Annotated in this window: 11 protein-coding genes; 10 read left to right on the top strand and 1 reads right to left on the bottom strand. The window is 57.3% G+C overall.

Features of this window, described 5'->3' with window-relative positions:
• The 10 genes from nuoE (at position 1) to nuoN (ending at position 11,991) form a co-directional block, all read left to right on the top strand.
• Positions 1–501, top strand: a complete 501-nt coding sequence (nuoE, locus tag EAE_RS24615; protein ID WP_015365586.1) for an NADH-quinone oxidoreductase subunit NuoE — start codon at positions 1–3, stop codon at positions 499–501.
• Positions 498–1,835 carry an NADH-quinone oxidoreductase subunit NuoF gene (gene nuoF / locus EAE_RS24610; RefSeq protein ID WP_015365587.1) on the top strand — a complete coding sequence of 446 codons (1,338 nt, stop codon included), beginning with the start codon at positions 498–500 and terminating at the stop codon, positions 1,833–1,835. The genes nuoE and nuoF overlap by 4 nt, the downstream gene beginning before the upstream one ends.
• Positions 1,836–1,867: 32 nt before the next feature.
• Positions 1,868–4,594 carry an NADH-quinone oxidoreductase subunit NuoG gene (gene nuoG, locus EAE_RS24605; RefSeq protein ID WP_015706161.1) on the top strand — a complete coding sequence of 909 codons (2,727 nt, stop codon included), beginning with the start codon at positions 1,868–1,870 and terminating at the stop codon, positions 4,592–4,594.
• The gene (gene nuoH, locus EAE_RS24600; RefSeq protein WP_015365589.1) at positions 4,591–5,568 is read left to right on the top strand and encodes an NADH-quinone oxidoreductase subunit NuoH; all 978 of its coding nucleotides are present in this window, start codon (positions 4,591–4,593) and stop codon (positions 5,566–5,568) included. The genes nuoG and nuoH overlap by 4 nt, the downstream gene beginning before the upstream one ends.
• Positions 5,569–5,582: 14 nt before the next feature.
• Positions 5,583–6,125 (top strand): NADH-quinone oxidoreductase subunit NuoI, encoded by a 543-nt coding sequence (gene nuoI, locus EAE_RS24595; protein WP_015365590.1) that lies wholly within the window; start codon positions 5,583–5,585, stop codon positions 6,123–6,125.
• Positions 6,126–6,136: 11 nt separating this feature from the next.
• Entirely contained in the window at positions 6,137–6,691 is a 555-nt protein-coding gene (gene nuoJ / locus EAE_RS24590; protein ID WP_015365591.1) for an NADH-quinone oxidoreductase subunit J, read from the top strand.
• On the top strand, positions 6,688–6,990 hold the full coding sequence (gene nuoK, locus EAE_RS24585; RefSeq protein ID WP_004865088.1) for an NADH-quinone oxidoreductase subunit NuoK: 303 nt from the start codon (positions 6,688–6,690) through the stop codon (positions 6,988–6,990). Before nuoJ ends, nuoK begins: the two co-directional genes overlap by 4 nt.
• Positions 6,987–8,828, top strand: a complete 1,842-nt coding sequence (gene nuoL, locus EAE_RS24580; RefSeq protein ID WP_015706160.1) for an NADH-quinone oxidoreductase subunit L — start codon at positions 6,987–6,989, stop codon at positions 8,826–8,828. Before nuoK ends, nuoL begins: the two co-directional genes overlap by 4 nt.
• Before the next feature lie 169 nt (positions 8,829–8,997).
• Complete coding sequence (gene nuoM, locus EAE_RS24575; RefSeq protein WP_015365593.1) at positions 8,998–10,527, top strand: NADH-quinone oxidoreductase subunit M; 1,530 nt, start codon at positions 8,998–9,000, stop codon at positions 10,525–10,527.
• A 6-nt stretch (positions 10,528–10,533) separates the two neighbouring features.
• Complete coding sequence (nuoN, locus tag EAE_RS24570; protein WP_015365594.1) at positions 10,534–11,991, top strand: NADH-quinone oxidoreductase subunit NuoN; 1,458 nt, start codon at positions 10,534–10,536, stop codon at positions 11,989–11,991.
• Between the two features lie 64 nt (positions 11,992–12,055).
• Here nuoN and EAE_RS24565 read toward each other — a convergent pair.
• A protein-coding gene (locus EAE_RS24565; RefSeq protein ID WP_108443058.1) for an IS3 family transposase occupies positions 12,056–13,413 on the bottom strand; the annotation gives its coding sequence in 2 pieces (ribosomal slippage) (positions 12,056–12,951 and positions 12,951–13,413; 1,359 coding nt in all).
• Positions 13,414–13,465 lie beyond the last annotated feature (52 nt).

The following is a 13,465-nucleotide window of genomic DNA, read 5'->3' as shown; positions in this document are numbered from 1 at the left end:
ATGCACGAGAATCAACAACCACAAACCGAGGCTTTTGAGCTGAGTGCGGCAGAGCGTGAGGCTATTGAGCACGAAAAGCACCACTACGAAGACCCGCGTGCGGCGTCCATCGAAGCGCTGAAAATTGTTCAAAAACAGCGCGGCTGGGTGCCGGATGGCGCGATCTACGCGATCGCCGATGTGCTGGGGATCCCGGCAAGCGACGTCGAAGGCGTGGCGACATTCTACAGCCAGATCTTCCGCCAGCCGGTTGGCCGTCACGTGATCCGCTACTGCGACAGCGTGGTGTGCCATATCACCGGTTTCCAGGGGATCCAGTCGGCTATCGAGAAAAAGCTGGACATCAAACCGGGTCAAACCACCTTTGATGGCCGCTTCACGCTGCTGCCGACCTGTTGCCTTGGCAACTGCGACAAGGGGCCGACCATGATGATTGATGACGACACGCACAGTTATCTGACGCCGGAAGCGATTCCTGACCTCCTGGAGCGGTATAAATGAAAACCATTATTCGTACTGCCGAAACGCATCCATTAACCTGGCGTCTGCGCGATGACAAGCAGCCGGTGTGGCTGGACGAGTATCGCAGCAAAAACGGTTATGAAGGGGCGCGCAAGGCCTTAAGCGGCATGGCGCCGGATGAAATCGTCAATGCGGTAAAAGACGCCGGCCTGAAAGGGCGCGGCGGCGCGGGCTTTTCCACCGGTCTGAAGTGGAGCCTGATGCCGAAAGACGAGTCCATGAACATCCGTTACCTGCTGTGTAATGCCGATGAAATGGAACCGGGTACCTATAAAGACCGTCTGCTGATGGAACAGCTGCCGCACCTGCTGGTGGAAGGCATGCTGATCTCCGCCTTTGCGCTGAAGGCCTACCGTGGTTACATCTTCCTGCGCGGTGAATATATCGAAGCGGCGCAGCATCTGCGTCGTGCGATTGCCGAAGCTACCGAAGCGGGCCTGTTGGGGAAAAATATCCTCGGTACCGGTTTTGACTTCGAGCTGTTCGTGCACACCGGGGCAGGGCGCTATATCTGCGGTGAAGAGACGGCGCTTATCAACTCGCTGGAAGGCCGCCGCGCTAACCCGCGCTCCAAGCCGCCGTTCCCGGCGAGCTCCGGCGTATGGGGTAAACCGACCTGCGTCAACAACGTTGAAACCCTGTGCAACGTCCCTGCCATCCTCGCCAACGGCGTGGAGTGGTACCAGAATATTTCAACCAGCAAAGATGCCGGCACCAAGCTGATGGGCTTCTCCGGGCGCGTGAAGAATCCGGGCGTCTGGGAACTGCCGTTCGGCACCACCGCGCGCGAGATCCTCGAAGATTACGCCGGCGGCATGCGCGATGGCCTGAAGTTTAAAGCCTGGCAGCCGGGCGGCGCCGGTACCGACTTCCTTACCGAAGCGCACCTCGATTTGCCGATGGAGTTTGAAAGCATTGGTAAAGCAGGTAGCCGTCTGGGCACCGCGCTGGCGATGGCCGTCGACCACGAGATCGGCATGGTTCCGCTGGTGCGCAACCTCGAAGAATTTTTTGCCCGTGAATCCTGCGGCTGGTGTACGCCTTGCCGAGACGGCCTGCCGTGGAGCGTGAAGATCCTGCGCGCCCTGGAGCGCGGCGAAGGCCAGCCTGGCGATATCGAAACTCTTGAGCAACTGTGTCGATTCCTCGGGCCGGGTAAAACCTTCTGCGCGCACGCGCCGGGCGCGGTTGAACCGCTGCAGAGCGCTATCAAATATTTCCGCGAAGAATTCGAGGCTGGCATTAAGCAGCAGTTCAGCAATACCCATGCAATTAACGGTATTCAGCCGAACCTGCTTAAGACGCGCTGGTAATCTAAAGGTTTTTTATTTTTGGAAGCACGCAAATGGCTACGATTCATGTAGACGGCAAAGAATACGAGGTCAACGGAGCGGACAACCTGCTAGAGGCTTGTCTCTCTCTTGGTCTTGATATTCCATACTTTTGCTGGCACCCGGCGCTAGGGAGCGTCGGTGCTTGCCGCCAGTGTGCGGTGAAGCAATATCAGAACGCGGAAGACACGCGTGGTCGCCTGGTGATGTCCTGTATGACTCCGGCATCTGACGGCACCTTTATTTCTATTGACGACGGCGAAGCGAAGCAGTTCCGCGAAAGCGTGGTGGAGTGGCTGATGACCAACCACCCACACGACTGCCCGGTCTGCGAAGAGGGGGGCAACTGCCACCTGCAGGATATGACGGTCATGACCGGCCATAGCTTCCGCCGCTATCGTTTCACCAAGCGTACCCACCGCAACCAGGATTTGGGGCCATTTATTTCTCACGAAATGAACCGCTGCATCGCCTGCTACCGCTGCGTTCGCTACTATAAAGATTATGCCGACGGCACCGATCTGGGCGTTTATGGCGCTCATGACAACGTCTACTTCGGCCGCCCGGAAGATGGCACGCTGGAAAGCGAATTCTCCGGTAACCTGGTTGAAGTCTGCCCGACCGGCGTCTTCACCGATAAAACGCACTCCGAGCGTTACAACCGTAAGTGGGACATGCAGTTTGCGCCGAGCATCTGCCAGCAGTGTTCCATTGGCTGTAACATCAGCCCTGGCGAACGCTATGGCGAGCTGCGTCGTATCGAAAACCGTTATAACGGCACCGTGAACCGCTACTTCCTCTGCGACCGCGGTCGTTTCGGCTATGGCTACGTAAACCTCAAAGATCGTCCGCGTCAGCCGGTTCAGCGCCGCGGCGACGATCTGATCGCGCTCAACGCCGAACAGGCGATGCAGGGGGCGGCGGATATCCTGCGCCAGTCGAAGAAAGTCATTGGTATCGGTTCTCCGCGCGCCAGCATTGAAAGTAACTTCGCGCTGCGTGAGCTGGTCGGTAGCGAAAACTTCTATACCGGCATCGCTAAAGGCGAACAAGCGCGCCTGCAGATGATGCTCAAAGTGCTGCGCGAAGGTGGGATCCATACCCCGACGCTGCGCGATATCGAATCCTACGATGCGGTACTGGTGCTGGGCGAAGACATTACCCAGACCGGCGCGCGCGTTGCCCTGGCGGTACGCCAGGCGGTGAAAGGGAAAGCACGCGAAATGGCGGCGGCGCAGAAAGTGGCCGACTGGCAGATTGCGGCAATTCTCAACATCGGACAGCGCGCCAAGCATCCGTTATTCGTCACTAATATCGACGACACCCGTCTCGATGACATCGCGGCGTGGACCTATCGCGCGCCGGTGGAAGATCAGGCGCGTCTGGGCTTTGCTATCGCCCATGCGCTGGACAACAGCGCGCCGGCGGTTGATGGCCTGAGCCATGACCTGCAGGGTAAAGTTGATGTGATCGTTCAGGCGCTGGCCGGGGCGAAAAAACCGCTGATTATCTCCGGCACTAACGCCGGCAGCATGGAAATCATTCAGGCTGCCGCCAACGTGGCGAAAGCGTTGAAAGGCCGCGGCGCCGATGTTGGCGTGACTATGGTCGCCCGCGCGGTGAACAGCGTTGGCCTGGGCATGATCGGCGGCGGCTCGCTTGAAGAGGCGCTGGACGAACTGGAAAGCGGCGCCGCAGATGCGGTTATCGTGCTGGAAAACGACCTGCACCGTCATGCTTCCGCCGCGCGTGTCGACGCTGCGCTGGCGAAAGCGCCGCTGGTGATGGTGGTTGATCATCAGCGCACCGCGATTATGGACAAAGCGCACCTGGTGCTCTCCGCGGCAAGCTTTGCGGAAAGCGACGGTACCGTAGTGAACAACGAAGGCCGCGCCCAGCGTTTCTTCCAGGTTTACGATCCGGCTTACTACGACGCGAAAACCGTGATGCTGGAAAGCTGGCGCTGGCTGCATTCGTTGCACAGCACCGTCAACAACCGTCAGGTTGACTGGACGCAGTTGGACCACGTCATCGATGCGGCGATTGCGGCGCTGCCGCAGCTGGCGGGCATTAAAGATGCCGCGCCGGATGCGACCTTCCGCATTCGCGGTCAGAAGCTGGCGCGTGAACCGCACCGCTACAGCGGCCGCACGGCGATGCGCGCCAACATCAGCGTGCACGAACCGCGCCAACCGCAGGATAAAGACACCATGTTCGCCTTCTCGATGGAAGGGAACAACCAGCCGTCCGCGCCGCGTTCGCAAATTCCGTTTGCGTGGGCGCCGGGCTGGAACTCCCCGCAGGCATGGAACAAATTCCAGGATGAAGTGGGCGGTAAACTGCGCCACGGCGATCCGGGCGTGCGTCTGATTGAAGCTTCCGCCAGCGGGCTGGAGTACTTCACGGCGGTTCCGGCCAGCTTCCACGCGGAAGAGGGCAAATGGCGTATCGCGCCTTACTACCACCTGTTTGGCAGCGATGAGCTGTCGCAGCGTTCTCCGGTGTTCCAGAGCCGGATGCCTGAGCCGTACATCAAGCTGAACCCGGCGGATGCCGCAAAGCTTGGCGTCAATGCCGGGGCGATGGTTTCCTTCAGCGTTGAAGGCCAGACGCTGAGTTTGCCGCTGGTTATTTCTGAAGGGCTGGCCGCGGGACAGGTTGGCTTACCGATGGGCATGCCGGGCATCGCGCCGGTACTGGCCGGGGCGCGTATTGATTCACTGCAGGAGGCGCAAGCATGAGTTGGTTAACGCCGGATCTTATCGACATTTTGTTAAGCATCCTGAAGGCCGTGGTCATTCTGCTGGTGGTCGTCACCTGCGGCGCGTTCATGAGCTTCGGCGAGCGTCGTCTGCTCGGCCTGTTCCAGAACCGCTACGGACCTAACCGCGTGGGCTGGGGCGGTTCGCTGCAGCTGGTCGCCGACATGATCAAGATGTTCTTCAAAGAGGACTGGATCCCGCGCTTCTCCGATCGCGTGATCTTTACTCTGGCGCCGGTTATCGCCTTTACTTCGCTGCTGCTGGCTTTTGCTATCGTGCCGGTTAGCCCGTCGTGGGTGGTCGCCGACCTGAACATCGGTATTCTGTTCTTCCTGATGATGGCAGGCCTGGCGGTTTACGCGGTCCTGTTCGCCGGTTGGTCGAGCAACAACAAATACTCGCTGCTGGGGGCGATGCGTGCTTCCGCGCAAACGCTGAGCTACGAAGTGTTCCTCGGTCTCTCCCTGATGGGCGTGGTGGCGCAGGCGGGGTCATTCAACATGACCGATATCGTCAACAACCAGGCGCATCTGTGGAACGTCATCCCGCAGTTCTTTGGCTTCGTCACTTTCGCCATCGCCGGCGTGGCGGTGTGCCACCGTCACCCGTTCGACCAGCCGGAAGCGGAGCAGGAACTGGCCGATGGTTACCACATTGAATATTCCGGTATGAAATTCGGTCTGTTCTTCGTCGGTGAATACATCGGGATTGTCACCGTTTCAGCGCTGATCGTTACGCTGTTCTTCGGCGGCTGGAATGGCCCGTGGTTACCGCCTTTCATCTGGTTCGCGCTGAAAACCGCGTTCTTCATGATGATGTTCATTTTGATCCGCGCATCATTACCGCGTCCGCGTTATGACCAGGTAATGTCCTTTGGCTGGAAGGTATGCCTGCCGTTAACGCTGGTCAACTTGTTGGTAACGGCGGCTGTCATTCTCTGGCAGGCGCAATAAGGGGTGAATTGAACATGACCTTAAAAGAATTATTGGTAGGGTTCGGCACCCAGGTCCGCAGTATTTGCATGATCGGGATGCACGCCTTCGCCAAACGTGAAACTCAGATGTACCCGGAAGAGCCGGTATATCTGCCGCCGCGCTATCGTGGCCGTATCGTGCTGACGCGCGATCCGGACGGTGAAGAGCGCTGCGTTGCCTGTAACCTGTGTGCGGTAGCCTGCCCGGTTGGCTGTATTTCTCTGCAGAAAGCAGAGACCAAAGATGGCCGCTGGTACCCGGAGTTCTTCCGCATCAACTTCTCACGCTGCATTTTCTGCGGCCTGTGCGAAGAAGCGTGCCCGACCACGGCGATTCAGTTGACCCCGGACTTCGAACTGGGCGAATACAAACGTCAGGATCTGGTGTACGAAAAAGAGGATCTGCTGATTTCCGGTCCGGGCAAATACCCGGAATATAACTTCTACCGGATGGCGGGTATGGCAATCGACGGCAAAGATAAGGGCGAAGCGGAAAACGAAGCTAAGCCAATCGACGTCAAGAGCCTGTTACCGTAAGGAGAGGGGCAATGGAATTCGCTTTTTATATCTGTGGCCTGATAGCCATCCTCGCAACCTTGCGGGTCGTCACCCACACCAATCCGGTGCACGCGCTGCTGTACCTGATCATTTCGCTGTTAGCGATTGCCGGGGTGTTTTTCTCGCTGGGCGCTTACTTCGCCGGTGCGCTGGAAATCATCGTTTACGCCGGGGCCATTATGGTGCTGTTCGTGTTCGTGGTGATGATGCTCAACCTGGGCGGCACCGAGATCGAACAGGAACGCAAATGGCTGCAGCCGGGGATCTGGATTGGCCCGGCCATCCTTTCCGCGGTGCTGCTGGTAGTTATCGTTTACGCCATCCTGGGCATTAATGACCAGGGTATCGACGGCGCGGCGATCAACGCCAAAGAAGTGGGTATTGCGCTGTTTGGGCCGTACGTCCTGGCGGTGGAGCTGGCCTCTATGCTGCTGCTGGCGGGCCTGGTTGTCGCCTTCCACATTGGCCGCGAAGAGCGCGCCGGTGAGGTGCTGAGCAACCGCGTGAATGACAGCGACAAAAGAAAAACGGAGGAACACGCATGATCCCCTTAACACATGGACTGATCCTCGCCGCCATCCTGTTTGTGCTCGGCCTGACTGGTCTTGTGATCCGCCGCAATCTGCTATTTATGCTGATTAGCCTGGAAATCATGATTAACGCCGCCGCGCTGGCATTCGTGGTCGCGGGAAGCTACTGGGGCCAGACTGATGGTCAGATTATGTATATCCTCGCCATCAGCCTCGCGGCTGCGGAAGCGAGTATCGGTCTGGCGCTGCTGCTGCAGCTCCATCGTCGCCGCCAGAACCTGAACATCGATTCAGTAAGTGAGTTGCGTGGATGAACATGCTTGCCTTAACCATTCTTCTGCCATTGATTGGCTTTGTGCTACTGGCCTTCTCCCGCGGACGCTGGTCGGAAAATCTTTCCGCCACCGTTGGGATGGGGTCGGTAGGCCTGGCGGCGCTGGTGACGGCGTACGTCGGCGTCGATTTTTTCGCTAACGGTAAACAGGCGGTCAGCGTACCGCTGTGGAACTGGATGTCGGTCGGTGATTTCAACATCGGCTTCAACCTGGTGCTGGATGGCCTGTCTCTGACCATGCTCTCCGTGGTTACCGGCGTCGGCTTCCTGATCCACATGTTCGCTTCCTGGTACATGCGCGGCGAAGAGGGCTACTCTCGCTTCTTCGCTTACACCAACCTGTTTATCGCCAGCATGGTCGTTCTGGTGCTGGCCGATAACCTGCTGTTAATGTACCTTGGTTGGGAAGGCGTGGGTCTCTGTTCTTACCTGCTGATCGGTTTCTACTACACCGATCCGAAGAATAACGCCGCGGCGATGAAAGCGTTCGTGGTCACCCGCGTCGGCGACGTGTTCCTCGCCTTCGCGCTGTTCATTCTTTATAACGAACTGGGCACCCTGAACTTCCGCGAAATGGTTGAGCTGGCGCCGCAGCACTTCGCTAACGGCAGCACCACGCTGCAGTGGGCGACGCTGATGCTGCTCGGCGGCGCGGTCGGCAAATCCGCTCAGCTGCCGTTGCAAACGTGGCTTGCCGATGCGATGGCGGGCCCGACGCCGGTCTCTGCGCTGATCCACGCGGCTACCATGGTGACCGCGGGCGTGTACCTGATTGCCCGTACCCACGGCCTGTTCCTGATGACGCCGGAAGTGCTGCATCTGGTCGGTATCGTTGGCGCAATCACGCTGGTGCTGGCGGGCTTCGCCGCGCTGGTGCAGACCGACATCAAACGTGTACTGGCTTACTCGACCATGAGCCAGATTGGCTACATGTTCCTCGCGCTGGGCGTGCAGGCATGGGACGCAGCGATCTTCCACCTGATGACGCACGCGTTCTTTAAAGCGCTGCTGTTCCTGTCGTCCGGTTCGGTGATCCTCGCCTGCCATCACGAACAGAACATCTTCAAGATGGGCGGCCTGCGCAAATCCATTCCGCTGGTTTATGTCTGCTTCCTGGTGGGGGGCGCGGCGCTGTCCGCTCTGCCGCTTATCACCGCAGGCTTCTTCAGTAAGGATGAGATTCTGGCTGGCGCGATGGCCAACGGTCATATCAACCTGATGGTAGCGGGCCTGGTCGGCGCCTTTATGACCTCGCTGTATACCTTCCGTATGATTTTCATCGTGTTCCACGGTAAAGAGCAAATTCACGCGCATGCAGGGAAGGGGATTACCCACCATCTGCCGCTGATTGTGCTGCTGATTCTGTCCACCTTCGTTGGCGCGCTGATTGTGCCGCCGCTGGAAGGCGTACTGCCGCAGACCACTGAGCTCGCTCACGGTAGCGTGATGACGCTGGAAATGACCTCCGGGATTATCGCTATCGCCGGCATCCTGATCGCCGCATGGCTGTGGCTGGGCAAACGTACGCTGGTGACTTCCATCGCCAACAGCGCGCCTGGCCGCTTCTTCGGCACCTGGTGGTTCCATGCCTGGGGCTTCGACTGGTTATACGACAAAGTGTTCGTCAAACCATTCCTCGGCATTGCCTGGCTGCTGAAGAGCGATCCGCTGAACTCGTTGATGAATATCCCGGCGATTCTGTCCCGCTTCGCAGGCAAAGGTCTGCTGGTGAGCGAGAACGGCTATCTGCGCTGGTATGTGGCTTCAATGAGCATTGGCGCGGTGGTGGTGCTGGCTCTGCTGATGGTACTGCGTTGATTTGAGCGCGCGGTTTTGCCCGGTGGCGCTTTGCTTACCGGGCCTACGAAACCGTAGGTCGGGTAAGCGAATCGCCACCCGACACAACAAACCGCCCTCAAACGTGAATGTAGTCGAATTCGTTGAAAATCGGTCCTGAACGGGACTTTAACAAGGAATAAAAATCGCCATGTTATTACCCTGGCTAATATTAATCCCCTTTATTGGCGGCTTCCTGTGCTGGCAGACTGAACGCTTTGGCGTGAAACTGCCGCGCTGGATCGCGCTGATTACCATGGGACTGACGCTGGTGCTTGGCCTGCAGCTGTGGATGCAGGGCGGCTATTCTCTGACGCAATCCGCGGGGATTCCGCAGTGGCAGTCGGAATTCGTGCTGCCGTGGATCCCACGTTTCGGCATTAGCATCCATCTGGCGATTGACGGTCTGTCGCTGCTGATGGTGGTGCTGACCGGCCTGCTCGGCGTGTTGGCGGTGCTCTGTTCCTGGCGCGAAATCGAAAAGTACCAGGGCTTCTTCCACCTCAACCTGATGTGGATCCTGGGCGGCGTCATCGGGGTATTCCTCGCCATCGACATGTTCCTGTTCTTCTTCTTCTGGGAAATGATGTTGGTGCCGATGTACTTCCTGATCGCGCTGTGGGGGCACAAAGCCTCTGACGGTAAAACGCGTATCACGGCGGCCACCAAGTTCTTCATCTATACCCAGGCGAGCGGTCTGGTGATGCTGATCGCCATTCTGGCGCTGGCATTCGTCCACTTCAACGCCACCGGCGTGTGGACCTTCAACTATGAAGAGCTGCTGAAAACTCCGATGTCTCACGGCGTGGAATACATGCTAATGCTCGGCTTCTTCATCGCCTTCGCGGTGAAAATGCCGGTAGTACCGCTGCACGGCTGGCTACCGGACGCCCACTCCCAGGCGCCGACTGCCGGTTCCGTCGACCTCGCGGGCATCTTGCTGAAAACCGCGGCCTACGGTCTGCTGCGCTTTGCGCTGCCGCTGTTCCCGAACGCTTCCGCCGAGTTTGCGCCAATCGCCATGTGGCTGGGCGTGATCGGTATCTTCTACGGCGCGTGGATGGCCTTCGCCCAGACCGATATCAAACGTCTGATTGCTTACACCTCCGTTTCCCACATGGGCTTCGTGCTGATTGCTATCTACACCGGTAGCCAGCTGGCTTATCAAGGGGCGGTGATTCAGATGATTGCCCACGGTCTGTCCGCGGCGGGTCTGTTCATTCTGTGCGGCCAGCTGTACGAACGTCTGCACACCCGCGATATGCGCCAGATGGGCGGCTTGTGGAGCAAAATTAAATGGCTGCCGGCGATGTCGATGTTCTTCGCTGTCGCCACCCTGGGGATGCCGGGCACCGGTAACTTTGTCGGCGAATTTATGATTCTGTTCGGCAGCTATAAAGTGGTGCCGGTGATTACCGTTATCTCGACCTTTGGTCTGGTATTCGCTTCCGTTTACTCGCTGTCGATGCTGCATCGCGCCTACTTCGGTAAGGCGAAAAGCGAAATCGCGACGAAAGAGCTGCCGGGGATGTCCCTGCGTGAACTGTCTATCATCCTGCTGCTGGTGGTGCTGCTGGTGCTGTTGGGCTTCTTCCCGCAGCCGATTCTCGACACCTCGCATGCTGCGATGAGCAACATTCAGCAGTGGTTTGTTAATTCTGTTTCTACTACAAGGCCGTAATTCGCCATGACAATAACTCCACAACAACTGATCGCACTGCTACCGCTGCTGATCGTCGGCTTGACGGTGGTGGTTGTGATGCTCTCCATTGCGTGGCGACGCAATCATTTTCTCAATGCCACGTTGTCGGTTCTCGGACTAAACGCCGCGCTGGTCTCGCTCTGGTTTGTTGGTCAGAACGGGGCGATGGACGTCACCCCGCTGATCCGCGTTGACGGTTACTCGATGCTCTATACCGGGCTGGTGCTGTTGGCGAGCCTCGCGACCTGTACTTTCGCCTACCCATGGCTTGAGGGTTACAAGGACAATAAAGAAGAGTTCTACCTGCTGGTGCTGATCGCCGCGCTGGGTGGCATTCTGCTGGCCGGCGCCAATCACCTGGCCTCGCTGTTCCTCGGTATCGAATTGATTTCGCTGCCGTTGTTCGGCCTGGTCGGTTACGCTTTCCGCCAGAAACGTTCGCTGGAAGCGAGCATCAAATACACCATCCTCTCCGCGGCAGCCTCGTCTTTCCTGCTGTTCGGTATGGCGCTGGTGTATGCGAATTCCGGTAACCTGTCCTTCCTCGCGCTGGGCAAGAGCCTGGCTGACAACGCGCTGCACGAGCCGCTTCTGCTGGCGGGCCTCGGTCTGATGATCGTCGGTCTTGGCTTTAAATTGTCGCTGGTGCCGTTCCACCTGTGGACGCCGGATGTATACCAGGGCGCGCCTGCGCCGGTATCCACCTTCCTGGCGACCGCCAGCAAGATTGCCATCTTCGGCGTGGTGATGCGTCTGTTCCTGTACATGCCGGTGGGAGACAGTGAAGCAGTACGTGTGGTGCTGGGCCTGATCGCCTTCGCCTCTATCATCTTCGGTAACCTGATGGCGCTGAGCCAGACCAACATTAAGCGTCTGCTCGGTTACTCTTCCATCTCACACCTCGGCTATCTGCTGGTGGCGTTAATCGCCCTGCAGAGCGGCGAAATGTCGATGGAAGCCGTTGGCGTCTACCTGGCCGGTTATCTGTTCAGCAGTCTCGGCGCGTTCGGCGTGGTCAGCCTGATGTCCAGCCCGTACCGCGGTCCGGATGCTGACTCGCTGTTCTCCTACCGCGGTCTGTTCTGGCACCGTCCGATCCTGTCGGCGGTAATGACGGTGATGATGCTGTCGCTGGCCGGTATTCCGATGACCCTCGGCTTTATCGGTAAGTTCTACGTGCTGGCCGTCGGTGTGCATGCGCACCTGTGGTGGCTGGTTGCCGCGGTGGTGATTGGTTCGGCGATTGGTCTCTACTATTATCTGCGCGTTGCCGTCAGCTTGTACCTGAGCGCCCCGGAGCAACTGAACCGCGATGCGCCGTCAAACTGGCAGTACAGCGCCGGCGGTATCGTAGTGCTGATCTCCGCGCTGCTGGTGCTGGTGCTCGGCGTGTGGCCGCAGCCGCTGATTAGCATCGTGCAGCTGGCGACGCCGCTGATGTAATCTGCGCTATAAATAAAAAACCGCCGAGTTTTTGAACTGACCCCATAATGTTGGACGGTTTATATTAAGCGGCTATCAGGGCCTGTGTTCGGTACTCTACCGGACTCAGGCCTTTTAGCTTTTGTTTTATTCTTTCATGGTTGTAATAGTGGATGTACTCATCGATAGCCATGCGCAACTCACTGATATTCTTATGCTCCGTCAAGTAAAAGCATTCAGTCTTCAGCGTACCGAAGAAGCTTTCCATTACTGCATTGTCGTGACAGTTTCCCTTTCTTGACATGCTCTGTTTCAGACCGCTGTCCTTAAGTCTCTTCTGATAATTCGCCATCTGGTACTGCCAGCCCTGATCTGAGTGCAGTAGCGGATATTCGTCTTTGCCCAGTACCGACAGCGCTTTTGACAGCATCTCATCCACCATCGACAGCAGAGGACGGGACGCCATCTGGTATGCCACTATTTCTCCGTTATACAGATCCAGAACCGGAGACAGATACAGTTTTTCCCCGTTGATTTTAAATTCCGTGACATCTGTTACCCACTTCTGGTTGGGCTTATCCGCACTGAACTGCCGGTTCAGCACATTACCCGCAACTTTCCCGTACCGGCCTCTGTAAGAGTTGTATTTCTTCTTTCTGATACAGCAAGTTAAATCTAACTCATTCATTAGCCTCTGAACTGTTTTATGGTTCAGTAAGCTTCCTTCCCGGCGGCCAGCCAGCGTGATTCTCCTGTATCCATACCGGCCTTTATGTTTATGGAACAGCGTTAAAATCTGCCACTTATCACTGGCATATTTGTCTGGTTTTTTACCGCTGGCCAGTTGCCAGTAAAACGTACTTCTCGCCAGCCCTGCCGCTTTTAACAGACGTGCAAGAGGGAACTCCGGCCTTAACTCATTCACGACCTGCGCTTTATCCCGCGTTTTGACGTGCTTCTTTCCCTGAGTAAGGCCTGCAGCTTTTTTAGATATGCCACTTCAGTACGCAGTTGTTCAAGTTCCTCTCGTTCATCCGGGGCAAGGGGAGCCTGCGAAGGAGGAGTCGGGTGATTTTCAGGGCGTTCTGGCATCGTTTTTTTCCTGCGTCGGCTATCAGTAAGGGCTTCTAATCCGCCTTCATCATACAGTCGTTCCCACTGACAAACAGTGGAAAAAGCAGGGATAGTAAATTTTGCACAGACTTCGCGAACAGACAGCCGGTGTTCACGCATATGCAGGATAACGGACTCTTTAAAGGCAGGAGAATAGGTGAAATGACGGGTTATAAGTCCGGCTTCGCCATGAAGCTTCCAGGCAGCCGTCCACTTACGAACGGCACTGTGGTCGATACCAAAACGCTTTGCAGTCGCTTTCTGCCCTTCCAGCCCGGAAAGATAGTGCTGCACAACCTCAAGCTTAAAGTTGAGAGAATACTTGCTCATAAAAAACTGCACCTTACTTCGTTGGGTGTCCAACTTTTTGGGTGCAGTTCAT

The organism is Klebsiella aerogenes KCTC 2190 (assembly GCF_000215745.1).
GTDB lineage: Bacteria > Pseudomonadota > Gammaproteobacteria > Enterobacterales > Enterobacteriaceae > Klebsiella > Klebsiella aerogenes.
The sequence above is the reverse complement of the archived record's forward strand: the minus strand, read 5'-3'. Positions and strand labels throughout refer to the sequence as shown.